General features: G+C 38.1%; 22 protein-coding genes and 1 tRNA gene. 7 read left to right on the forward strand and 16 right to left on the reverse strand.

Annotation, left to right across the window (positions count from 1 at the left end):
* Positions 1-2 precede the first annotated feature (2 nt).
* From ABR39_RS13490 to hxsD, 5 genes are read right to left on the reverse strand one after another with little or no spacing between them, the layout of a single operon-like run.
* Complete coding sequence (locus ABR39_RS13490; protein WP_000694696.1) at positions 3-1607, reverse strand: TIGR04141 family sporadically distributed protein; 1605 nt, start codon at positions 1605-1607, stop codon at positions 3-5.
* Positions 1608-1627: 20 nt separating this feature from the next.
* The gene (gene hxsA / locus ABR39_RS24870; RefSeq protein WP_001667894.1) at positions 1628-2257 is read right to left on the reverse strand and encodes a His-Xaa-Ser repeat protein HxsA; all 630 of its coding nucleotides are present in this window, start codon (positions 2255-2257) and stop codon (positions 1628-1630) included.
* Positions 2254-3366 (reverse strand): His-Xaa-Ser system radical SAM maturase HxsC, encoded by a 1113-nt coding sequence (gene hxsC / locus ABR39_RS13500; RefSeq protein WP_000005563.1) that lies wholly within the window; start codon positions 3364-3366, stop codon positions 2254-2256. The genes hxsA and hxsC overlap by 4 nt, the downstream gene beginning before the upstream one ends.
* Entirely contained in the window at positions 3359-4747 is a 1389-nt protein-coding gene (gene hxsB, locus ABR39_RS13505; protein ID WP_000422313.1) for a His-Xaa-Ser system radical SAM maturase HxsB, read from the reverse strand. Before hxsB ends, hxsC begins: the two co-directional genes overlap by 8 nt.
* On the reverse strand, positions 4747-5019 hold the full coding sequence (gene hxsD / locus ABR39_RS13510) for a His-Xaa-Ser system protein HxsD (RefSeq protein ID WP_000333422.1): 273 nt from the start codon (positions 5017-5019) through the stop codon (positions 4747-4749). Before hxsD ends, hxsB begins: the two co-directional genes overlap by 1 nt.
* 684 nt (positions 5020-5703) lie before the next feature.
* Between hxsD and ABR39_RS25875 the strand changes: the two genes are divergently transcribed.
* From ABR39_RS25875 to bamE, 7 genes are all read left to right on the forward strand, one after another.
* Positions 5704-6216, forward strand: coding sequence for a hypothetical protein (locus ABR39_RS25875; RefSeq protein ID WP_001063576.1), 513 nt, complete (start codon positions 5704-5706; stop codon positions 6214-6216).
* A 471-nt stretch (positions 6217-6687) separates the two neighbouring features.
* Positions 6688-7782 (forward strand): nucleoid-associated protein, encoded by a 1095-nt coding sequence (locus ABR39_RS13515; protein ID WP_000157695.1) that lies wholly within the window; start codon positions 6688-6690, stop codon positions 7780-7782.
* Positions 7775-9019 carry a hypothetical protein gene (locus ABR39_RS13520; RefSeq protein WP_047347344.1) on the forward strand — a complete coding sequence of 415 codons (1245 nt, stop codon included), beginning with the start codon at positions 7775-7777 and terminating at the stop codon, positions 9017-9019. Before ABR39_RS13515 ends, ABR39_RS13520 begins: the two co-directional genes overlap by 8 nt.
* Positions 9020-9202: 183 nt before the next feature.
* Entirely contained in the window at positions 9203-9643 is a 441-nt protein-coding gene (locus ABR39_RS13525) for a hypothetical protein (protein WP_000226603.1), read from the forward strand.
* Positions 9612-10916: a relaxase/mobilization nuclease domain-containing protein gene (locus ABR39_RS13530; protein WP_000677846.1), complete on the forward strand. Its 1305-nt coding sequence runs from the start codon at positions 9612-9614 to the stop codon at positions 10914-10916. The genes ABR39_RS13525 and ABR39_RS13530 overlap by 32 nt, the downstream gene beginning before the upstream one ends.
* Positions 10917-11226: 310 nt before the next feature.
* Positions 11227-11895, forward strand: coding sequence for a hypothetical protein (locus ABR39_RS13535; RefSeq protein WP_000027943.1), 669 nt, complete (start codon positions 11227-11229; stop codon positions 11893-11895).
* Positions 11896-11996: 101 nt separating this feature from the next.
* Positions 11997-12299 carry an outer membrane protein assembly factor BamE domain-containing protein gene (gene bamE, locus ABR39_RS13540; RefSeq protein WP_001417601.1) on the forward strand — a complete coding sequence of 101 codons (303 nt, stop codon included), beginning with the start codon at positions 11997-11999 and terminating at the stop codon, positions 12297-12299.
* 77 nt (positions 12300-12376) lie between these two features.
* Here the strand turns inward: bamE and ABR39_RS13545 are convergent, their stop codons facing one another.
* From ABR39_RS13545 to proA, 11 genes are all read right to left on the reverse strand, one after another.
* Positions 12377-13525, reverse strand: coding sequence for a hypothetical protein (locus tag ABR39_RS13545; protein WP_047347345.1), 1149 nt, complete (start codon positions 13523-13525; stop codon positions 12377-12379).
* Between the two features lie 395 nt (positions 13526-13920).
* The gene (locus ABR39_RS13550) at positions 13921-14334 is read right to left on the reverse strand and encodes a hypothetical protein (RefSeq protein WP_000357937.1); all 414 of its coding nucleotides are present in this window, start codon (positions 14332-14334) and stop codon (positions 13921-13923) included.
* Positions 14335-14431: 97 nt separating this feature from the next.
* Positions 14432-14830: a hypothetical protein gene (locus ABR39_RS13555; protein ID WP_001052045.1), complete on the reverse strand. Its 399-nt coding sequence runs from the start codon at positions 14828-14830 to the stop codon at positions 14432-14434.
* The gene (locus tag ABR39_RS13560; RefSeq protein ID WP_001059532.1) at positions 14831-16462 is read right to left on the reverse strand and encodes a hypothetical protein; all 1632 of its coding nucleotides are present in this window, start codon (positions 16460-16462) and stop codon (positions 14831-14833) included.
* Positions 16462-17772 carry a tyrosine-type recombinase/integrase gene (locus tag ABR39_RS13565; protein WP_000428095.1) on the reverse strand — a complete coding sequence of 437 codons (1311 nt, stop codon included), beginning with the start codon at positions 17770-17772 and terminating at the stop codon, positions 16462-16464. The genes ABR39_RS13560 and ABR39_RS13565 overlap by 1 nt, the downstream gene beginning before the upstream one ends.
* Position 17773: 1 nt before the next feature.
* A complete protein-coding gene (locus ABR39_RS13570; RefSeq protein ID WP_000540852.1) occupies positions 17774-18979 on the reverse strand; it encodes a site-specific integrase in 1206 nt (401 codons plus the stop codon).
* A gap of 381 nt (positions 18980-19360) precedes the next feature.
* Positions 19361-19567, reverse strand: coding sequence for a helix-turn-helix transcriptional regulator (locus tag ABR39_RS13575; protein WP_001075424.1), 207 nt, complete (start codon positions 19565-19567; stop codon positions 19361-19363).
* 90 nt (positions 19568-19657) lie between these two features.
* The gene (locus ABR39_RS13580) at positions 19658-20515 is read right to left on the reverse strand and encodes a DUF6387 family protein (protein ID WP_001412615.1); all 858 of its coding nucleotides are present in this window, start codon (positions 20513-20515) and stop codon (positions 19658-19660) included.
* Between the two features lie 148 nt (positions 20516-20663).
* Positions 20664-21878, reverse strand: a complete 1215-nt coding sequence (locus ABR39_RS13585; protein WP_000772660.1) for a tyrosine-type recombinase/integrase — start codon at positions 21876-21878, stop codon at positions 20664-20666.
* 175 nt (positions 21879-22053) lie between these two features.
* Positions 22054-22129 (reverse strand) — tRNA-Thr (locus tag ABR39_RS13590).
* 111 nt (positions 22130-22240) lie between these two features.
* Positions 22241-23494: a glutamate-5-semialdehyde dehydrogenase gene (proA, locus tag ABR39_RS13595; RefSeq protein WP_047347346.1), complete on the reverse strand. Its 1254-nt coding sequence runs from the start codon at positions 23492-23494 to the stop codon at positions 22241-22243.
* Positions 23495-23497: the final 3 nt, after the last annotated feature.

Genomic DNA, 23497 nt, shown 5'->3' on the forward strand with positions numbered 1-23497 from the left:
TCTTATTTTTTTTGGGGTTTACAAATTTTCTTTTTATAAATTGTGGGGTCTACATCTATCTTGCAGATCCTAACTTCGTATCCGAAATTAGAAATAGTTTTATTAAAATTCTTCAAATTTATCTTAGAAAACAAAGGCAAGTCATCCGGGAGGTTTTTACTTGTGGCAATCGCGAAAACTATTTTGTATTTCTGAGCCTCTGGCCTTAATGTATGGTCAGCTAATTTTATATGCGCTGGCAATTTTTCATTAAGCTTCCATCGAAATTCAGAATCGCTTATGAAAAGTTCAGAGCTTATAAATCCTTGTGAAAATAGATGGCTCATGCTTTGCGCACCGCTATAATATTTCACATGAATAAAATCAGTTGCACCTCTAATAATATCGCAAAATTCAATTTTACTTCGCCCACCACCATGATATATGAACTTTTGATCCATATGAGTAAAGCTTTGATCAGCAAGACAAGTTTCTTTATTGTATTGCTCTTCTCTTTTATAAGAATAAATCGGGAATTTGTCGGCTTCCTCATACAGCTTAATTCGTTTAATTTCATTATCAATGGTGGAAACAAATTTTCTATCAGCCACGTACCAAATTGAATCTCTCAGGATATAGTTTTGATCACCTTCCTTTATCTCAGCATACAGACATCTATAAAGAGACCATTTTTTTAAAGACTGGTAATCTGCATCTAAAACATGCAAACTGCTTCCTTTGAGATCATTTAAAGTAATTTCAATCTTTTTGCTTTCAAAATACTCACAAATATGACTAACCGACAAACTTTCATAAATCATGCTTCTTTGCCGCTTCTCAAAACAATAGCCTATCTGATTCTCCCAATCTACAATTTCAGGTTCACCCAACCATATGTCATTAAAATCTTTTGCTTTTATTAAATCGACCAGAATTGAATCAAGTATCTCAACTTCTGCTTCATCTGCCTCTTTTATATTATTAACCCATTCAAACTCTTCAGGGAGAGGCTGAGAATAAATGGAGTCTATTTTATTTAACAACTCCGGGATGGATTTCAGGTCAGTATCAGGCATAATTACAAATGCATCTTTACCCGTTATTTTATTACCTAAAACATCTTCAGTGGAAGTCCCTGTCAGAGTGGTAAGTATATCCATCTCGGAATCAATTTTAAGGTTAAAAATATCAACCTCTTTACTACTTTGACTACGAGTTAATAGATTTGTTTCATTATGGCTGCCTTTATCCAAACTACGAATTTTGTTATGTTCAATACAATTAAGCGTAGTTTTAAGACCAAAACCTTTGACAATACTATTATCATTAATTAAGTGATGCCCTGTCCCGAAAGGAATTAGATATCTTGAGTTATTCATTTCAACAACTAAGACTGCACCAGTGCTACTATTTTTCCCGAAGAAATTATGGTCCAATTCTGGCTTTTGGCTTGTAAATAAAGTTGTCCACTCAGGAGGCTTGGGATCTAAGAATTGTTTTGCATACAAGTACACCCTTGCCTCATCTATGTTGAACTCAATCGGATTTCTCACTCTCTCCAAATTCAAAACTTTTTCAATATCATCATTGAATCTTTTTGCTTTATATATCGAGAGTTTAATCTTCATTTCATTCCCTCCTGAACTCTTTAGCGGGCCAGAATATTTAACGAGTTCAATAATTGAGTATCCAATGTTTCAGTTGCTGGCGTTGGTAGTCCCTTCGCAATTCGGTAATTTTTTATAGACTGCCTTGTGGAGGGCCCCATTATGCCGTCAATATTCCCGTTGTAATAACCGTTGTCCAGCAAAGCGAATTGAACCCGCATGATTAAGCGCTTACGCTTTTCTGTACCAGAAGTCAGCCCATTACTTGCACGGTTAGCTTCTGTAGTTCCAACTGAATTCGTAGTAGTAGAATTATTGTCGTTAGAACGAAGCGAACGCACAGAAGAGGACGATGAGGAACTTGTTCCTGAACTTGAAGAACCAGATGAGCTTGGTGAGCTGTATGTTTTTGGATAATAAGGAGTGCTGCCACCATAGTACCCGCCACCTGATGATGATCGGTGAGAACTATGGCTCCGGTGGGAGCTATGACTGCGATGCCCTGCAATGTAGAATGGAACTTCGGTGTTAAGTGGTGCTATCACTAAATCATGTTCATTAAGAGTCATACCAGGCAAATCACTTGCTCCGGTGGATGAATCACTTGCCCATACAGAATTATTGAGCGCCAAAAATCCCGGAAGTAGAGCAGCAAAATTAAATTTTTTCATAAAATTGGTCTCGGTGGTTGATGAAAACGGCCTGTTGAGGAACTGAAATAACCAGTACAGGAAGACTTCTGAGTGCATTCATCACATTCTTTAGGATAGTAATTTTTCCAATCAGAGATCGACTGAGCTGCAAGCTCCCAAGCTCTTTCAGGAAGATGACACAAAGGATAATTAAAAATTGTTAGAGGTATACCTGACCTGTGTGCAGCGTCTATGGCGGAGATTATTTTCTCACTATAACTGCTGTGCTCAATGAAGATTGTTGACCAATTCTTTCGTGCCCAACCGATTGATTCCAGCCCCATAAGGGAAATCTGATTGATGTTGGAGAACACACGGCCAACGAACTCTACAATATCATCCAATTCTGTATAGTTAGCCAGTGTCGGAATAACTCTAAGTTCGATATTAATCCCTGAGTTTCCTGCATTAATTAACCCCTTAACCGTTTCATTAAATGCGCCATCACTCCCTACAAGATGATCATGCACAAGTGGTCTTGATGAGTAGAGCGGGATACCAAAGGTGATTTTGATCTTTTTGCTTCGCTTTGCCATTTCCTGAGTAAAGTTGGTATCAGCGAATTTGCGTCCGTTTGTTAAAACATGCAAAGCAGTATCTGGTGAATTCTCGATGATAAAATCAATGAAGTGAAGGAAATCATCTCCATACAGCAAAGGTTCACCACCGCTGACCCCAACAACTCCATTTAAACCAAATGAAGCTATAGCAAGAGCTGATTGGGTAAGTAGCCAGTCATCATTTGATTTCTTTGGTGGCTGCGAACAAAACAGACACAAGTTATTGCAACGTTCCGTAACTAAGACAGTATTATGATTGGCTCTGCGGGATAGAATAACGCGTATCATATTGCCATTGTTGATTATCCCAATATCTCCATCTTCAATTGACTCAAATAATTCAGTGCTAATAACAGAGTAATCAAAGCATGGTAGAATCGCATCATTATTGCTTTCAGCAACTACCAGTAAATTGGGTAAAAAGAATAAAGGGTTCACTGGTTTTTTTTTGCATAACCGATAGAACCCCGTGGGCACATTATTTTTTGAAGCAAAATGAAAGATATCGTTCCTGATAACCTCAGACATATGCCCATCCTTTTAGCATCTCAGCCTTCGGACCACCCTCTGAGATGCAGTTCATCAGATACCTGAACATCCCCTTGTGATACTGACAAAACGTTGAACGACTCCTATCACCGACAGGCTCACCCTGTACACTTATGTTCTGGCATGGATCTGCACCGCAAAATGGTTGATATGCACATGTATCACAACCTGGCAGAGCAAAATTGAACGATGAACTCAATACTGCGTTATAGTAAGGACTCTTGGAAAATGATAGCGTCTTAACCTCACCCGCACTGAACTCCGTTTCAGGATTCACCTTCTGCAACATACGGCTCTCATCGCTACCATATACTCGACCGTCATAATTGAAAAGAATACTGTTAAGCACGACCCCGCTTGGCGACTTTAAATCCGCATAACCACTAAAGCCGGGATTGAAGATCCTTTTAAGATGAATGGAGGCCGAATGTTCCACAACCCTTATCCCTTCATTATTCATCTTAAGGATTTCATCTATCAACGAGGCATAGAAACTGAAGTATTCCTCCATAGAAAATGTGAACGATGCTTTTTGTGCAAACCCATAGGGACTTACAGGTCGGATAAACATGTCCTTGAGGCCAAGAGACAAGTGAGCCTGGACAATCGATTCAGGATGCCTAATGAGATCTTTAGTAACTGTAGTAACCGTTGCAACGCGACCAGCGCCTAAAGACTGTTTGATAGCCTCTACCCCTGACACTGTTCTACTGTACGCAAGCCCATGACCAAGAATTCGATTACTGTTGTGAACAACTTCCTCACCATCAAGCGAAACAGAGAACGTTATGTTCCTGTCTCTCGACCATTCAAGCATATCTTCATTCAAGACAGACAGGCTTGAAGCTACCACCATCTCAAAATCGGTGCTTCCCAGCGTTTCAGCACATTGCTCATAGATAGACTGAATTAAATCGAACCGCAAGAGTGGCTCTCCACCCTGTATCTCTATCTTGTAAGGTGGAGTTGATAGTTTTTTGATAGTAGAAATGATATCGGGGATGAGAGCGGGATCTAAATCATAACCAGAGGCGTTCACTGAAGCTCTACTGACCTGACAATACTTGCAGGTATGGTCGCAGCGTAATGTGGGCACAATCATGAAAATTGGCCTGATCGCCAGTTCATTCATCAATCGTTTTGCAAAAGCAGAACTTAAAGCATAGGGAGCAATAGCTGATGAGCTTTCGTTGGTTATGAACAGCTTGCTTTCAAGTGCGTTTGATTGTTCCGCACTGATTTGCTCATCAGAAAGATCAAGCAGCTCTTGCTCATCAATGAAGTGATGAAAACCAGCGAGGTTGCTTATAAACACCTGTCCATTAGGCAATCTGTCAAAATTGAATGGCATCAATTCCATCACGAAAGCCTTTCATCGACACTGCGAAGCACTTTATGGACAATAGAATCTCTCAACGCCCCTGTTTTATGCTGTAGTTTTTCTCGCAAAATGTAATCATTCATCAGCCTCTCGAATTCATAGAGGCATTCGGGACTATCGTTTTCAAAAGAGATTGTCCAGGAGGATATATCTTCACAAAGTTTCCACTGAGTAAGCGAAGTCATCCAGTACAGGCTATTGCGTATAACCCATTCAGAATAAACATCTTTTTTTAACACCCTTTCGCACATTGCCATTGCCCCACAAAACTAATAATCACAATCAGCAACCGCTTTAAAGCGGATTTTTCCTATAGAAATGAGGATACACCATTCAATTAATATGTTACAAGATGTTAGCAACTGAATGGCAATTCCGAAAAAAGATGCTGCTTATCCTATGATAATCAATAATGTTTTCTGATTTTCATATGCCGCTTGAACCGGCAAACAGCTAAGAAGCTAACATGACGTTAAAACGCATGGGTTTCAAAGAGTTGTTAGTGGCTCATAGCATGAGATGTATCCCGTCAGTAATCACAATGCGAAAGGATTGTGTGCTGACTTAATCGAAGAGCGTGGACCAGTAGCGTTGGCACCATTGATGTCAGGGAAGCCTACACTCGCTTTCAATACGTTGAGCAACTTAGAGAGATTATGAGCTGTTGGGGGTGTGTATGAACATCTTACTTCTTATGAGAGGACAAGTATGGGCGCAATTCTTATCAACGCAAGCATAAGCTATAAGCGAATGATGCAGCAGTACCATTTTTCAGTGATTAAACTGTTGAAATTCATGAACAAAGTGTTTACTTAGTAGGTTCTAGTTTACTGATGGGATACATATCGTTATTTACTATAAAGAATCTGGTGGGTAGGAAAGCGATTAAGATGTATGGTAAGTTAATCTTCTAAGGTAGGCAGAGGGAACTAACATTGAACAATAACAAGAAAAAATATATTAGAACTATTGCAAGAGTAATTCTAAGTATCTTAGGCACTTTTTTCATTATCATTATAGTTTCTGCTATTTTTAACATAACTTTGATTACTGAATACCCCAAGACTTATTTGAGCACGACATTACTGATGACATCATCATTAACATATTTTGTCTGTTATATAAGAAAGTCATACAAGTATTTTAATGATTTTATTTTAGCATTATCTGCCGGGGTTGTAGCATTGGTTTATTTATTAACAGGCAGTAAAGATCTTGATCTATTACCTCCGGCTGATTTATTAGAAAAGGATAGACTCACATTCTTTCTCATAGTATTGAAATTTATGGTTATTGCCAACAGTCTTATTTCTAAAATCTTACTAACCTTCCATGATTTCTTAAAAGAACGAAAAACTGAAAAAGAAAGCTTCAAAAATTTAAATTTCACGAAAAGAGTTATATTATTTTACCGTAAATACTTCTTCAAGAAAAAAATCAAACAATAGAACTATCATCATCGGGATAAGTATTATATCAATCCATATAACACTTGCATTAAAAAAAGCAATAAATGTATTTTGACTACTTAATGTCATTATGGATATAAGATTTACAATAATAAAACAAAGGGTTTTTTTACTCAATTTCATATTCATATAAAACCTCTCTTTAATTAATTCATGTTTTCATATATTAATTAGCATTAAATTATCAATTATTCAAATATTTGTTCTGAAACTTAAAATCATGAAAATAGATTAAATTAACATAATATTCCTTAAGGTACTTATATCTAACTTTAATTTAATAATATGAATATAATAACTATCTATCCTTGTTAGTAAAATTGCCTATTTTGACCAAGATCATAAATTTTCACTATGTTATGTTGTTGATTTTCACCGCTATGATAAAATCCTTATCAAGGATGCACCTCTATATAACATCAATCAATATCAATGGGTTAGGAGTTAACATTGGCTTCTTTACAAGTTTTGAATGCTATAGCAGTTAGAATCACACCTCCTGAGGGCGAGCAGAAGGATTGGTCCTACAAGCTTGGTGCCCTTTGGCCATGTGATCAGGATGAGGTAATCACATTCACAACAAAAGTAGATGCAAGATTTCAAAGAAGCAGTAAGTCTTACGCTAAGTTTCAAAAACCTTATCCAGGAAGCTCTTTCCCCTCTAAGCTAACTAATTTTTTAGAGAAACGAACCTCATTTGAAGTTTTTGTAGATGACTTTATTCAAAAGAAATTAATTATCTCAGCGAAGCAATCCAGAGCAAGTAATGGTGCAATTCTGGTGTTTACTCATTATCAGCTTCAACATGAAGATGATGAAGGTAATATACATAAAGACTTTGAAAGGCTTTTAGTTTTAATGCTGAAAAATACAGATGCATTAAGATTTAAAGAAAACTTGCAACTAAATCCTGTCGATATTATTGATTTGGATAAGTTTTTACAGGGTGCAAGAGTTGATATAACCAGGTTCATGTCAGAAGATGACGAAGATGATGATAAAAACAACCTTTGCTTTATTCGCGGAACTGGTGATGTTAGGAAATATTTTACGGAATCAATAGGTGCCGAAGATATTATTTCAAATAAAACCAGTAGCGAACAATGCATTAAAGCTTTAGAAGAGTTTTCTCATCAAAAAGATTTTGGTCGTGCTTTACGAGAAAAAATAGAATCTAAGGTTCAAGAATTATTTAATAATTGCAAACGTGGTCAATCTATAACTTTAGATAAGATTCAAACGCAGATTGACGCAATAATCCCTGTAGATTTAGCAGAGCATAAAAATACCTTTGTCGATTTCGTAAATGAAAATGGTTTTGAAGTTAACGAAGAATTTGAAGTTTCAGCAAGTGATAAAAAACAATATGAATGGTTAGATATTGAAACCAGCATTGCTAAAATGAGTGTAAAAAAACATCAGATAGGTCTTCCTGGCTCAAATAGACCTATCGTTTTTGACGCAGAAACAAATGAAGTGAAACTGACTCAAAAAATTGATGATCCAATAATCATTGCTCGATTAAAAGAACTTGCAAATGAATAATCAAGAAATTATTAACCTCCTGCTTAAGGTCAAGCAAGAGGTTATAAAGATTGAGTTTGATAACCCATACCATGTATGGGTTTTTGATAATTCCTCTTATTCAAAGATAGAGGATGATATTACTCGTCTGCAAGAAATTGCCTGTCTAGAATTAGAAAAAACTAAACGAGCAGAACAAACAAAAGTAACGCTATTATTAACTACAGATATATGCTGGTATTCTTCTGTTGATGACTATTTCAAAGCTTTAAGGTTAAGAATAAAAAACAACAAAGAAAACATTGATGGCTTTTACATAGAAAATCTGCAACAAGAAGAAATTGAAAGCATTTCAAATTCATCAAAAGCATATATACAATGGTGTGAGATCTTTTCGAAAATATCAGACCATGTAGAATATGACGACTCCAATGCATGGCCAAGTTATATATTTGTAATGGAGGGTGGTAAATCTAAGAAGATAACGACTTATAATCTTCCATTAAAGAACATTGAAAAGGACTTCCTAAATTCAATTGATATTAGTCCATGTGATGTATCAACGCTAACAAGCGTCGATCTACACTCATATGAAAGAAAGTTAGTTTTAAGATCATCACTGATTGAACTTTACAATGATTCAAATGATAAAATTTCATTCCTTAGTTCAATATTACAATCACCTAAAAAGCTTTGGGATTTATTTTCAATAAATTATGAAATATATATCAACAAATATTCCATAAACAAAATAATACATGAGGTCGAAACGCAAAAATTAGACTTCCTCTCGAAGCTGAACTCACTTGTTCAGGAGCATCAGACTAAATCTCTATCAATTCCAGCCGTTCTGGTTAGCACCGCCATAATTAAAGGCTGGACACCTTCGGGTCTCTTACTTATTTTTATAGCGATGCTTCTTACATGTGCTGTTGTCATTTTAGGTATTCGTAATGCAAGAAATTCACTTGCAGATATAATTGAATCATCGAATACAACAATGGTTCTTTTTACAAAGGAAAACGTTGATGAAAATGATGCTGCATTAACTAAAAAAATAAACCAGATTACAACAGATGCTGTTGAGAAGCTTAAAATTAAAAAGAGAAGTGCTGAAAAGACCTTAACGATACTGGAAGGTTTAGTTTTCTTCGGTGTATCGGTTTGGACGATGTTTGTATTGTATCAATTCAAAGATGACATAATTTCTAAAGCATTAACTATAATCCAATCAGTAAAAGACTCCCTTCCTAATTAAGCAAGGGCTAACTCTACGAAGCGCTACGCTGCTTCTTCGAGTTCTCCCTTGTTTTTTCGCCCTTTGGTTGAAAAAAATTAAAAGCAAAATCAACACACTGCATTGACATTATTAGTTCCTATCATATAAATAAATTAAGCATAAGGAATATGCTTTTATTTAATTATATGAAAAGGAGTTCATATGGTCGCAAGTAATACTTTTAATAAGATCGTTGTGAGTAAGCATTCTCATAATGGAAGCGTTAACGAAGCGAAGTTCTCGCACAACAAGATTCGTTCTCATTGCGTCAGTGTCAGATTAAATGATGAAGAGCTAACGCTTCTCAATGAGAGACGTGGCCGTCATCGTAAAGGCGAATGGCTTCGTATGGCGCTTCTGCATAACCTCCCCTTTGTTATTCCATCGATTAATCTCGAAGCATGGAAATCGCTGAGCGAAATTTCACAGAAGCTGAACAAGCTTGTCGCTCATCTGGATAATAAAAGCCAGTGTAGCTCTCTGACGCACACAGAACTATTCGCAGTGAAGCGCCAGATATCTGAGCTTCGCATGAAGCTGATCACAGCCGACCTATGGAGATCACCTTCTGATGAAGGGAATGCAAAAAATCAGCAGGGGTAAAAACTTCTCTGGTGTCGTTCTCTACGCATTAAAGCCAGGCTCTCACCATAAATGCACACCTTATGTCATTGGTGGGAATATGGATGGAAGTGATGCTGGAGATCTAATAGCTGAATTTGATGCTACAAAAACGCTTCGCCCGGATGTTGCTAAACCCGTCTGGCACAATTCGCTTCGCTTGCCGAAAAACGAAGCGCTGACAGATGCTCAGTGGTCAGGGATTGCTGATGATTACATGTCCCGAATGGGCTTCTCTGAAACGCACCTCAGATGCTATGTCCTTCATGATGATGCGGCCGGCCAGCACATCCACATTATTGCCAGTCGTATAGATCTATCCAATAGAAGCCTTTACTTGGGCAAAAATGAAAACCTCATCAGCACCCGTATCATCCAACAGTTAGAAATAGATCACCATCTGACCAAAACCAAAGGGCCAGAATTGGTAGCATCACCATCTCCAGCTTCGCTATCCAGAAAATCCCTGCCCCAAAAACCGATAATCGCAATACCGAAGCCTAAAAAGCTATCGCGTAACGAAGCGATGATGGAGAAGTATAAAGGAGAGCTATCACCCAAATCGGTTATCCAGGAAGCTCTGGAAGCATTACTTGTCGATAAACCATCCACCACTGATTTCGTGATGCAGCTTGCCGCCAACAATATCAAAGCGCTTCCGAATATTGCCTCAACAGGGAAAATGAATGGGTTTTCATTCGAATATCAGGGGATTGCTTTCAAAGCTTCGCAGTTAGGTAAAGGTTATTCCTGGTCTGCCTTACAAAACAGGCTAGATTACCAGCCGGAACGCGACAATGCTTTCCTGTTTGCATTGAAAATGCCCTCAGTCAGTAAGGCATCGGTTAGCGAAGCGCCTGATAGTGCCATAGCAACACATCCCCATGAAATCACAACAGAAGACGTTAACAGTCCTGTCGAATCGCTTATCCTCGATAAACGAGCTGCTGGTCAGGACGAATACACTAACGCTTCTGTAAAGCAGTTTCACTTAGAAGATGGTGCTGGTGCTAAAGAATCGTTAAAAGAAGCCCCCGACCGAAGCTATGCAGTTTCAGCCTTCAGGTGGTTGGAATACATCCCCTACCTCGATTTAATTTATCGTATGTTGAAAAATCTCAAAATACCAACCCTTAAACGCCCTAGAAAACACAAAACCATCACTGGCGTGAGAGTGGTAGAGATTATGCCTATCCCCCAAAAAACTCTCATCGAATCACCACCTCAATCCAGAAGAGCATCGCTTTCGATGTAAGGCTGGCAAGCCTTTTTTGATTAATATAGCCCAACACATTGATCGTTTATACCGATCGATAATCTAGTGTTGATAGTCTATACCTATCATTAATTCATAATCGATCGGTACAAGTGATTTGCGTTTCTTACGAACTAAGTCAAAATGTCAATTTACATGCAATCATCTAACGATATGATTTAGCTAGTCTATTTACTTATTCATTAGCTCAAACGCAGGGTTTGAAATGGCAACTACCATCTCAACTGTAAGCTTGGACGGTTTCATACATCACCGAATATGACTTCATTTTGAACACTAAGGAACTTGTATGAGCATCTCCGCTACGAAAAGCAGGAAGAAAGAAGCTGAAGCTGGTCTTTCTGATGATCCTCGGCAAACGGAAATCACGACACCCAATTTTGTGTTGTTTGGTGAAACTTTCACATTTATTGAGACTTTCTCTGCCACTGTCATCAACTCCGATCCAGGCAATGGTCATATCTGGGTAAAAACCAACACAGGGGATGAGAAGCAGATTTCTGACTATGGTATCCCTTTCAGAAGTTCACACACTATCCATAAATACGAACTTCGCCAATATAGTGAGGATGGTTCGTATAATACATATAAAGATGCGCTTATCGTTAATAAGAAAACGGGTGAACACGAGGTAAACTTAAAAAGAAAAACTATTATTATCCCCGCTTTTCTGACAATGCTATTTCATACTGCCTCCACAGCATCGTATTACAGAGCAATGCCTGTTCCAAAGTTTCTCACTGTTATTTTCATTTTACTTTGTTCCGCTGCACTTATTTCATTTCTCACACTACCCTGGGGATTTAAAGACGGCTACATGTGGAGCGACCACAAATACATGTGGTTTACATATCTTTTCTCAAGAGTTGGCAGTTTTATTTGTATCAATTTGATGAAAAGACGAAGCCAGAAATTTGAAAATGAACTTAGAAATCTTATTGAGTCAGTAAAGCGCTAAAATTTAAAAATAAAAAAGGAAAGTGTGGTATGAAAAAAATCATAATCGTAGGATTCGTTTTTCTGACCTTGGCAGGTTGTTCTTCAGTAGGCAACCAGTCATTGAAAAATGAGACGCAGGAAAGTGTGAAAACTAAAATTGTTAAAGGCAAAACTACAAAACAGGACGTGTTAGCATCGTTCGGTGAACCTGACAGCCGTTCTTTGATCGATGGTGAAGAGCAATGGTCATACACTATGTATAACAGTCAGTCCAAAGCAACCTCTTTCATCCCCGTTGTGGGACTGCTTGCAGGTGGAGCAGACTCACAAACTAAATCTCTGACAGTTTCTTTCAAAGGCGAAAAAGTCAGCACATACATCTTTAATGCTGGAACAAGCAACGTGAAGACTGGCATTTTTTAGATAAAAGACAAAACCAGCATCAAGGGAAAATTTAGCCCGCAGTTGAAACCTACGGGCTTTTTTACAGAAAACATAAATCACTTTTTAAAGAAAGTGATTATCTTTTTCAGCCTCCCCCAAACTTTGCTCTTCATTTCTACAGTCTCAGTATTTTCCTTTAAAGAGGATTTTATTGGCTCTGGCTCTGGCTCTGGCTCTGGCTCTGGCAAAGGAGTACTAAAATCTAATGAAGTTTCAATATTATATTCATGATTTTTATGGTCTATATCAGATACTGAAATGGGTTGTTCATTCAATGATGATACAGACAGATCATTTTCAATGTAATAATTACTATCATTATATGAGCTTTCAAATTTACCCAAGAAAGCCACATATACTAATTTAAAGTGGTTTGTCTTAAATAGAAACTTATCATTTTCATCCGGCATCCCAAAAAAGAAAACCGTCAGGTATTTTTTAGCATTCCTTTTATCTTTAAGTCCCTTATAATACCTATCAGCTTCCTTCCTTTGCTTTTCATATTCTTTCCAAAACACATCCTTCTGACTTTTATTCCAGTCAGAAACATCAATTTCAAGCGTAAATGGTTTTTGGGTCTTCTTATCCCTTGCGAGGAAAGTAATACAATGTTTATCTGAATCTTCGTGCAGACGAATATTAGACTGGACTACACCATAATAAATTGCAGGTTTGTAATAACGTATGTTGTTTTTGTAAAAAATAAGTTGAAACGTATCTTTATAAGATCGCGTGCCATATGGAGGGATTGATAGCTGTTCATTATGATTGCTATTATTTATGTAATAGTCAACGACTGGCTTAATACTTGATGAAGATACAGGATGTTCATTAGCTTTTTTTTCATCCTTGTGATTTTCATTTTTACTACTTCTGGCATTTTTAACACCACCTCTTGGCTTCACATCAATTTTTAAAAGTGATATAACCGGAGCAGGTGGCGAATTATGTTTTCTTTCGTCATTTGAAGTATGATTGTTTTTATATCTTGGGTCATGAATACCACATCCATCCTTATGTTTATCACCATATCTAAAATATGATTGATTAACATGTTTCATAGTAAAACTACAAGGTGTGGCTTTAATTTTACAAGGCTCGTATGGGCATTCAAAACTCGTTGTCTTAATGTAAAAATCATCCATTCCACGGAGATCATTTCCATGAATGATTTCATCAGTCGAACTATCCTTCGCAATCGTCATATCTTAACCCTATGAAAATCTATGTCCTTCTAAGGATTCTAGCTTTTTCTTATTGACGATCCAATCAAAAAATTGTATTCCAACTTACCAAAATACACTATCAAGCAGAAGTTATTAACTTAAGTGGTATAATTAGTATTTTTCAAAGAAATTAAATGTTCGACAGAACGATGCTGAATAATATCGCTAACCTTAGTAAGGTCAGGGAGTTGTTATACACAACTCCCCTCTATTATCCTTTGTTAAAGGTTCTGGGTATGTATGCATGGTAACAATAAAAGCATCTTAGAGGATGCTTTTAAGCATTAATTAGATTCATGGAATTATAGATTTACGAATCTAATATTAAAATTTAGACTATAGATTAAGTAAGTTCAATGAAAATCATACAAACACTACAACCCATATCTTTTCTTTTTATCCTTTTTCGATAATTCTCTTTTTAGAGTTGAAGCCTCATATTTCCTTTTCTCATTAGCATAGACTTTCTCTGTTCGGCTACCATTACTGACTATAAAGTTAATCAATGAAGAACATATATTTTTCATACGCTCTTTGTTGATTAAATCATCATCCAGTTTATTTATATGACTATAATATGAAAGTAGCAGAAAGGTTAAAACAACCTCCCTGTTGGAGAAGGTCATTTTTTCGATACCACTTTGGTATTTGATATAAAATCCTGCACAAAAAAGATATGATTGTTCGACAATTCGTTGCTCTGAGAAACCAGATTCAGCGAGTTTATCAACGAATCGATCAAGCAGTAGTAGATACCTTTCCATTAAGTTAATATTTATTTTATCCATAATATGCATCCTTGCAATGGTGAAATTTTGTCATCCTGACAATTAAAGAAATACCATAATTATTAATCATGTCAATAGTTAAAACCTATCCATTCTATTAAAGGTATTTTGCAGGTAACGGATTATTAAGTTCTTCAATCGTTATTTGTTTAAGGTGAGCATTATAAAGCCATACTTTGAACTGCTCTAAATAGCGTTCATTTAATGCCTTCAAAGCTTCATTTTCTGCTTCAAGTCTTCTAATTCGTTGAGAAGCCACTTTTAAATTAGCAGGTTTTACAGTGTATATTGCACCAGATTTGATAGTGGCTTTTTTCACACTGAAGCTTTCTGCAATCCTTACATGACTACTTAAGGATTGTCTTGATGGCCTTTTGCCAATAATCCTTACTAACCTGTCGCACAAAGCATCCCAGGTTAGTTTTTCATCTATAGACCATGTATTAATAACATCTACAATCTTCTTCTCATGATAACCATTTATATGCTTAGCCATTTATTCTCCTTTTTTTATTCTCTTATGAAATTCATACCATCTATCAGCATTTATGTTCCCATCATTTTTATCATACAGTGTTCTTTTTAAAATTTTATCGTGAATGTTTGAAATCGTTTCGTTATCTAAACCAGAATTCTCAATCGGATAACGTTCACACGGCTTAAACGCATATGAGTGTTTGCAGTAGCCATGTTTTGATACAAGTACTGCACCACTACTAAGTGAATCAAACTCATTAAGATCCACCACTGGAATATCCTTTATTCTGTGCTCATTAACACACACTGATAACTTTTGTTCTCTTATTGCTTTAGACATTTGAAGATGCGATCTGTGGTCATAAGAAACATTTTGAGAAATAAGCTTTCGTCCAGACCAGCGGGCAATACTGAATTCATCCATGCTATTTATTTGAGCAAATGTGTTGAGAAGATGCCTTAGTTGATGTGTTCTTAGCAAATATGGGCTACCATCTTCATTTATATAACCATATCTTTTAAAGATATTAAAATATCCTTTTATATAATCAGAATCAACAATGTCAGTTTTAAAAAAACTCATTGTAGGTCTGAATAACTTATCTAACATTTTCTTTTTGTTTTGATTTAACTGTCCTTCAGTTAACAAGCAAAGCGCATTAGAATATTCAATTTTCTTCTCTCTATCATACCAAGGGAAATCTTGAGGTATATTCTCTTTAAGGGTCCCCATCGTTGAATTAGAGTGATTTTTTTGAAATTCAGCAGCCAATAACCTCGCTTGACTTGATAATTCTTTTAATCTGCTAATAGCCCTTTTAGCTACAGGTATCATTAAAGTTGGAATCCATTTTATATTACCTTCATACCCTTTTGCTGAAAAAAATCTCAATCCGTATCTTTGAATACCCTTTCCATCACATTCTGTAATTTCACAATCCGCTGGCAAAGCTAAAATTTCTGATATCCTACTTGGTGCGCACATAAGTAAAGCAAGCACAGATGTAGTAAATATATCTCTTGAAGATAATTGTTCATCCCGCTTTGAAAAAATCTCAGCAATCGCAATAACTGATTTGATATCAGGCAATCTAGGATGGCCTTCAAGTGAAGAATCATAACCAGTCCAAGACTGAGTAATCCTATATCTAATTGGATTTACCCAAAATAAATAAGATGAATTAGTCATCATATTATCACTTAAAAATGAACTCAATTTCTCAAGTTCTTTCCCAATAGCAAATGCATGTGCTTTAGAATACTTTTCAGAAGCTATTCTTATGCATTCATCAAAAACTGAATTGTTGCAATAGCTTACATTAGCTTGCATATTGATTTTCAGTAAAACGAATTCTACAATCTTCAACATTGATAATGTTGAGTGTTTCGTCTTAGATTTATTGAATGAATGCACATGCAACATATATGCTTTAGCAAAGTTAATAAAACTAACATCTAAGCATTCCTTGCTGTTTAGGTTGTTTTTTGTGTTAAACTTAGTAAACCTATATAAACCTTTCCATTTATTGCTTTCCCAGGAAGTTGTTAAATTATTATTAGAAATGGTATCCTTACAAAACTCGATGAACTTAATAACATTATCGTGTGGGTTGTTTCTATTACTCGGTTCAAAAATAAATATATTATTCATTATACTCTCCAGGGGTTGAATTTTTTACAAGATAAACATTTAAATTCCTCTTCCGTATCTTCTAATAATAAAAATGAATCTAAAACATACTTGATAAAAAAGTTCTTGTTTTCTTCAATCTCTACGCCCATAAGTATTTTAGATAAGGGGTTAAAAAATGCACTTAGTTTCTTATCGATATCATAAACACTGTCAGGATTATTTTTTATATAAATCATAGAAGAGTTTGCTGATTTATGATCTAACGCTTTAGCAATCACCTCAATTGAGGCTCCTTCATTAGCCAGTCGACTCCCTAATGTATATCTGAATCTTCTGGCATTAAGCTCTATATAGCTGTTAGTCCTTTCTGATCTAACATCGAATTTTGAAGGAAAGCGTTTTAATAGCTTTGAAATGACTGAATTTTTCATATGGAAAAAATCTGTTGTTAAATCAGATAGAAAACCCTCAATTCTTTTTATTTCCGTAATCTTGTCTAAATCCATGAAGATTGGCAATTCGCCTCTATAGTTATTAATCCCAACACTAAATTTATCTTCGACAAACACCTGATTTTCATTAATTAGCATTGATAAGCTGTCATATAAGAACTTTTCTATCATTACCATGTTAAATTCATTTCTGAATGATTTCCTTTGTTTTACTTTTGGTACATTTAAAAAATACCCTTTCTCATTTTTAATGAGATCCTTAGCTTTTAGAGAGATTAATTGTAATGGCCTTCTTCCTGTTATTGCCAACAGAAGAATATAACAATATAAGAAGCGTTGAATTTTCTTCTGAAGATAAAGTTTGCTAACAGAGTTAAGGATATAATTTAGTTCCGTTTCAGTTAAAGGTCCTTTATTTGGATCTCGTCTTTTAACTGCCTCTCCTGTTTGGTTTGGAATGATTTTTATTTTCTCCAACATTCTAAGGGCAGTCGCTTCTACTCCAGGGTAATTGAGTTTTTTCCATTTAGTTATGAAGGCCTTAACTATGTTTAGCTTGTAGTTTCTCGCTGAACCTAAATAAACATTCAATTGATATATGGCTTTGTCATCAATAGTATCGATAGTCATCGCACCAAACCACTTATAAAATAGATTGTTAATGCTTTGAATATAAAAAGAACTATATTCAGACGCATAGTAAGCCAATGTTTTTAAGTAGCTAAGTTTCATTTTTGTAGGCATTCTATCTACAACTTTATGAGGGTATACGCAGTTTTCTTTATCCAGTTGCCATTTCTTATCTGACAGTTTGAAACTATACCTGTTCATCTTAGCAAAAAAGATTTGCTCACTTTCAATACATTTGTTTTCCATACTAAACTCCACTAATTATTTTACTTACTGATTTATAGACCTTTAGGACGACATCCTTCTCTTGTTGCGATATATATTTATAGTTGTATCTATCACACATTATTGACTCCTTTGACCAACCCATTAGATAATTCCTTAAATCTTTCCTTCTACTATATTCTAATTCAGCACCTTCTATTCCTTTAGAATACATATAATTCCAAGAGTGCCTTAACCTATGGCCTGAAAGATTATATAGCTCTGGACTTGCTCGTTTCAGTGTTGATATCACCTTCTCATAAGCTGAAATGCTTAAGGGTTCTCCTGCGTTTTTTCCGGTGCAATGAGCCACCAATAAGAAATTATGCTTTTTCCTTTTTGTCATTTTTTCTCTGCTATTACTTATGTAATCAAAAATTTCACAGGCTAACTCATCAGATAACGGAATAACCCTTTCTCCAGTCTTTACTAATGGTTGATAAGATCTTCCATCTTCTTTTGAATCATGTCTTCTGACTACACTTAAAGTGTTGTCTCTGAGATCAAAATCATCTATTTTAAGATTGAGCAACTCTCCAGCCCTTAAACCTAAATTTAAGAGCAAGGTAAATATTAGTCTGTTCCTGACCTGTACTTCCTTATGGAAAGGGTTTTCAATCCCGCCAATTTCCAATAGACGGAAAAGCACTTTGATCTCTTCTTCATTTAACGATTTTTCAGATATTTCATTCATATTCAATGAACTGTTTCTTGGAATATGTGCTCTGATACTTTCAATAAATACGTCTACTTCATACTTTGCATGATTCCCCTTTGACGAATGAACTAATCCACATAACCACTTAAGGTAGCGTGAAAAAACGTGTATTCTATAACTAAAGGTTCTCTTCGCAATAAACCTATTACTTGCTGATTTTATATTTATAATTTTTTGTCTGTCGAATCTTTGTTTCGCATATCTTACCAGATCATCTATTTCTGCAACGCTGAGATACTTTTTAAGCTCAATTCTATCAACTATATTAATTTTCCTACTATCTAAGAAATTACTAAAAATTAGTAAGTTAGTTGCAACTATTTCCATAGTTGAGGCGGTTGCGCCTCTATTTCTTATGTCTGTAGTAAGAAATAGATTTTGATAGTAAGCTGGTAGATTACTATTTTTATCAAGGATCAGGCATCCTCGCTCCCCATTACTCATGATGAATTTCTTTACTTTATATCCCATTTTGACCTCATTCTTTACAAATTAATATCACTCTCACTTATTAAATATATTCCAATTCAAAATAATTCAAATTTTTTACAATGACTTTAGTTTATTTGGCATATATATTAATGGCTTGGAAAAATTTATTTGACGTCAAATAAACAGGTACGGCTAGTTACCAGTATCCATACCCGATATTAAGAAAACCATCTCTAAACCTTATAGCAAAAGCTCTGCCAGAAAAAAAAGTAAAGAATTCCGTTAAATATAGTAATTTTTTAGATTTAAACTTTACAAAACCTCGTTTTTTTTGAAACTCAGTCAGTGAACTTATAAGGCCTATAAATTTATTTTCTTAATATTATTAAAAGTTAAAAGATCGATGTAGCAACATTCCTCTTAAGCAACATGCTTTCTTGAATTCTCTATAGTTAATTGAATCCATTCATCGATTTCGCTTTCGATAAAAGCAATAGCACGAATACCGATCTTTACAGGCTGTGGAAACCGATTTTGGCTGATAAGACGATAAATCCAAGCCTTACCAAATCCGGTTTTATTCATCACTTCTGACAGGCGGATAAGACGTGTGCATGGCTGATTCATGGTATTTCCCTCATCTATGTTGACGGAAATGAATATACGATTGAATCACCAGCAAAAAGAGCGATCTTCAGATCGCCAAGGGTATGGATATCAGTCTTTATCAGAATCCGCGATTTTCATCACGTCTGAAACTCTGATGTTTTTGAGATGACTGTTTTTGTTGATGAACAGATGGAACTGACGGATGAAAGGTATACTGGCTGCTTTTATCGCCAGTGGTCTGTCTGTGTCCCGAATTTGGTGATTGAGGCGGGTCTGTTCTTCATCATCATCGTCGGTGTAAAGGAGGCGTGAAAGTCGATCTTCTGATATGCGAACCTTGTGCAGAGTAGACCATACAAGGATGTCAATCATGGGTATGAGTCTGTAGTTGATGATTTTCTTGATGGTTCCATAGCCAAACCTGATCGAATCAGATGTATCGGCTTCAATGCCCCGTACTTTACGCCATTGAGGTAGCGCGGCTTTCAAAGATTCAGCTATTTCCTCATCAGTTCCATTCGCAAGGTCTATTTCGACCATGACAGTATCTCTGAACAGCTTAGGGAGAGCTTCGGATACAGGGCTATCGAGAAATTCACGGTTAACCGAATACTCATCACTTCCATCCCAGAAAAATAATGAATTCCGTAATCCAACGATGCTGAGCTGAGCCAGCCGTTCTGTCGTGGTCAAAAAGAAATGTGGGGGTTGGTAAAGGGTGTCCTCTCTCGTGAGGTATCCGAGATGTTGCTCTGTAATAAGAAACGGTTTTCCGCTGAAAATTCGGTCAATATAGAGGTTCACGGCTTTCGCTTCGAATTCCTCATGATAAGGCTTAAAGAACAGTGTCCTTGCAAGCAGCTCATGGTAAAGCTGTATGAGAGTCAGATCTTCAAATCCTCGATAGGTATTGATATCCAACCATTTTTTAACTTCTTTGGTGTGTTCCGTTGACCAGTTTCTCATGATTGCCATTTGGTGCCTTTGTTATTCCATTCAGAAATGGATAGTTGAACTCATCTGAGCGACCAGAAGCAATAATTATAAAAAATGCAGTCATAAAAAAGAGCTACGCTCTACCGAGACGTAGCCCTTAGTTCAGCATCAGCTTCCTCTATGCACGTCGATTAAACGTCCCATGCATCACATTGCCACCATTCTCAAGGCTATCCATATAGTCAGCATACCATTGCAGCATCTCACGTCTGCCATCAAGATATTGCGCATGGTTATAGGTACCACGGATAGCATTCTTATCAAGATGCGCAAGCTGGGTTTCAATCCATGCGGTGTTGTAGCCTTGTTCATGAAGAACGGTGCTCATGGTATGACGGAATCCATGCCCCGTAACGCGGCCGGTATAGCCAATTCGCTTAAACACCTGATTGATACTGGCTTCGCTCATTGTTTTACTTGGATCATTACGACCGGGGAACATTAGATGAAAATTACCAGTCATTGCCCTGATTTTTTCAATAATTTCCAATGCCTGCACGGATAACGGAACAATATGAGGACGCCGCATTTTCATGCGTTCGGCAGAAATTTCCCATAACCCTTTATCAGTATAAATTTCAGACCATAACGCACCACGTAATTCACCCGTTCGAACACCAGTGATGATCATTAGTCGGGCGGCTAACACTACCAACTCACTACCAGAGTAGCCAGCAAGGGCTTTAAAAAAGGCTGGAAGCTCCTCAATGGTCAGGAATGGATAATGTTTAGACTCATGCCCCTGCATAGCACTGGTGAGATCTGGTGCGGGGTTATACTCGGCTCTGCCTGTAACTATGGCGTAGCGAAACACTTCACCACACCGCTGACGTACTTTCTTAGCTTTCTCAGTCGCACCTCGCTCTTCCATCTTTTTAAGCACGTTAAGCAATTCCAACGGCTTGATGTCTGCAACAGGACGTTGACCGATGAACGGGAAGACATCTTTGTTGAAGGCTTCAAGAATGTCAGAGGCATATCCCGCAGACCATTTCTTCACTTTCATGTTGTGCCATTCGAGCGCAATTTGCTGAAAGGTGTTTTTTACTTCTTCGATTTGGGCTAGTTTGCTTTCTTTCTTAAACGCACTCGGATCAACGCCATTAACCAGCAGCTTTTTAGCATCATCTCTTTTGCTTCTGGCATCAGCTAAGGTAATGGTCGGGTAAACACCAAACACCACACGTTTTTCTTTACCTGCGATACGGTATTTCATGCGCCAGCTTTTGGTGCCGTTAGGGAACACCTCCAGATACATGCCCCCACCATCTGCTAACTTATAGGGTTTATCTTTAGGCTTGGCATTCTCGACCTGTCTGGCATTGAGCTTCATTTGGGGGCATCTCCTCTAGACCGAATACAACATGCCCCCACTGATGCCCCCAACTCACCGTAGATTTTCGTGAACGTGAGTAGACGAGCAGAGACAACAAGGGCCGTGAAACGGCATATTATAAGGATTTAAAGGGTGTTTGAGTAGACTTAGGGAGACGTTAAAATAGGTAGGATGGTGCCGATAATAGGAGTCGAACCTACGACCTTCGCATTACGAATGCGCTGCTCTACCAACTGAGCTATATCGGCCCTGAGAGGCCGGTTACGAGCGTAACCACGGGGCAAAAGGTTAGATCTATCCGGGTGATGCGTCAATGCCCTTTTGAATCAAATGGCTACTTTTGCATCACCCGTGATTATTTACGCACGAATCGTATCGTCGCCGAAGCCGATCCACTTGTAAGTGGTGAGTGCTTCGAGGCCCATCGGACCACGCGCGTGCAGTTTCTGCGTGCTGACCGCCACCTCAGCGCCGAGGCCGAACTGGCCGCCGTCGGTGAAGCGCGTTGAAGCATTGACGTATACCGCGGAAGAATCCACCTCGTTCACGAAGCGATCGGCGTTGCGCAGCGTGCGCGTCAGGATAGCGTCGGAGTGCTGCGTCCCATGTTCACGAATGTGCGCAATGGCGTCGTCGAGATCGGTAACGATTTTCACGTTCAGGTCCAGCGACAGGAACTCGTCGTCGTACTGCTCCGCTTTTACAGGAACGACATTCGCCGGGCCATCCTGCAGCAGCGCGAGCGCGTTGGCGTCAGCATGCAGCGTCACGCCGCTCTCTGCCATCTGTTTGCTCAGGGCCGGCAGGAAGGTATTCGCAATACCCTGATGCACCAGCAGCGTTTCCACGGTGTTACAGGTGCTTGGGCGCTGGGTTTTCGCGTTCACGATAATCTTCAGCGCCGGTTCAATCTCAGCGCTGTCGTCCACCACGATATGACATACGCCGATACCGCCGGTGATCACCGGGATCGTCGACTGCTCGCGGCACAGCTTGTGCAGGCCCGCGCCGCCGCGTGGGATCAGCATGTCGATGTATTTGTCCATGCGCAGCATTTCGTTGACCAGCGCGCGGTCAGGGCTCTCGATCGCCTGCACGGCACCCGCGGGTAAGCCACACTCTTCCAGCGCCTGCTGAATGACTTTTACCGTCGCGGCGTTAGTGCGCCAGGTCTCTTTGCCACCGCGCAGAATAGCGGCGTTACCGGTTTTCAGGCACAGGGAGGCCACATCAACCGTTACGTTTGGACGAGCTTCATAAATAACGCCGATGACGCCGAGCGGCACGCGGCGGCGCTCAAGGCGTAAACCGCTATCGAGCAGCCCACCGTCGATCACCTGCCCGACCGGGTCGGCCAGATTACAGACCTGGCGGACATCGTTGGCGATGCCTTTCAGGCGCGCCGGCGTCAGCGCCAGACGGTCGAGCATCGCTTCGCTCAAACCGTTACGGCGGGCTTCCAGCAGATCCTGCTCGTTGGCGAGCAAAATCTCCTGGGACTGGGATTCCAGATAATCAGCGATTTTTTCCAGCACGCGGTTTTTCTCGCGGCTGGAAAGGAGCGCCAGTTTGTAAGAGGCGGCCTTCGCGGCGGCGCCCATTTGTTCCAGCATGTT

This window comes from Enterobacter genomosp. O, assembly GCF_001022965.1.
Classification (GTDB): domain Bacteria; phylum Pseudomonadota; class Gammaproteobacteria; order Enterobacterales; family Enterobacteriaceae; genus Enterobacter; species Enterobacter cloacae_L.

Bases quoted from the DNA above. Each gene is read 5' to 3' on its own strand.
- ABR39_RS13490 (WP_000694696.1), bottom strand. From the start codon at position 1,607: ATGAAGATTAAACTCTCGATATATAAAGCAAAAAGATTCAATGATGAT.
- hxsA (WP_001667894.1), bottom strand. From the start codon at position 2,257: ATGAAAAAATTTAATTTTGCTGCTCTACTTCCGGGATTTTTGGCGCTC.
- hxsC (WP_000005563.1), bottom strand. From the start codon at position 3,366: ATGTCTGAGGTTATCAGGAACGATATCTTTCATTTTGCTTCAAAAAAT.
- hxsB (WP_000422313.1), bottom strand. From the start codon at position 4,747: ATGGAATTGATGCCATTCAATTTTGACAGATTGCCTAATGGACAGGTG.
- hxsD (WP_000333422.1), bottom strand. From the start codon at position 5,019: ATGTGCGAAAGGGTGTTAAAAAAAGATGTTTATTCTGAATGGGTTATA.
- ABR39_RS13520 (WP_047347344.1), top strand. From the start codon at position 7,775: ATGAATAATCAAGAAATTATTAACCTCCTGCTTAAGGTCAAGCAAGAG.
- ABR39_RS13525 (WP_000226603.1), top strand. From the start codon at position 9,203: ATGGTCGCAAGTAATACTTTTAATAAGATCGTTGTGAGTAAGCATTCT.
- ABR39_RS13530 (WP_000677846.1), top strand. From the start codon at position 9,612: ATGAAGGGAATGCAAAAAATCAGCAGGGGTAAAAACTTCTCTGGTGTC.
- ABR39_RS13535 (WP_000027943.1), top strand. From the start codon at position 11,227: ATGAGCATCTCCGCTACGAAAAGCAGGAAGAAAGAAGCTGAAGCTGGT.
- ABR39_RS13545 (WP_047347345.1), bottom strand. From the start codon at position 13,525: ATGACGATTGCGAAGGATAGTTCGACTGATGAAATCATTCATGGAAAT.
- ABR39_RS13550 (WP_000357937.1), bottom strand. From the start codon at position 14,334: ATGGATAAAATAAATATTAACTTAATGGAAAGGTATCTACTACTGCTT.
- ABR39_RS13555 (WP_001052045.1), bottom strand. From the start codon at position 14,830: ATGGCTAAGCATATAAATGGTTATCATGAGAAGAAGATTGTAGATGTT.
- ABR39_RS13560 (WP_001059532.1), bottom strand. From the start codon at position 16,462: ATGAATAATATATTTATTTTTGAACCGAGTAATAGAAACAACCCACAC.
- ABR39_RS13565 (WP_000428095.1), bottom strand. From the start codon at position 17,772: ATGGAAAACAAATGTATTGAAAGTGAGCAAATCTTTTTTGCTAAGATG.
- ABR39_RS13570 (WP_000540852.1), bottom strand. From the start codon at position 18,979: ATGGGATATAAAGTAAAGAAATTCATCATGAGTAATGGGGAGCGAGGA.
- ABR39_RS13575 (WP_001075424.1), bottom strand. From the start codon at position 19,567: ATGAATCAGCCATGCACACGTCTTATCCGCCTGTCAGAAGTGATGAAT.
- ABR39_RS13580 (WP_001412615.1), bottom strand. From the start codon at position 20,515: ATGAGAAACTGGTCAACGGAACACACCAAAGAAGTTAAAAAATGGTTG.
- ABR39_RS13585 (WP_000772660.1), bottom strand. From the start codon at position 21,878: ATGAAGCTCAATGCCAGACAGGTCGAGAATGCCAAGCCTAAAGATAAA.
- proA (WP_047347346.1), bottom strand. From the start codon at position 23,494: ATGCTGGAACAAATGGGCGCCGCCGCGAAGGCCGCCTCTTACAAACTG.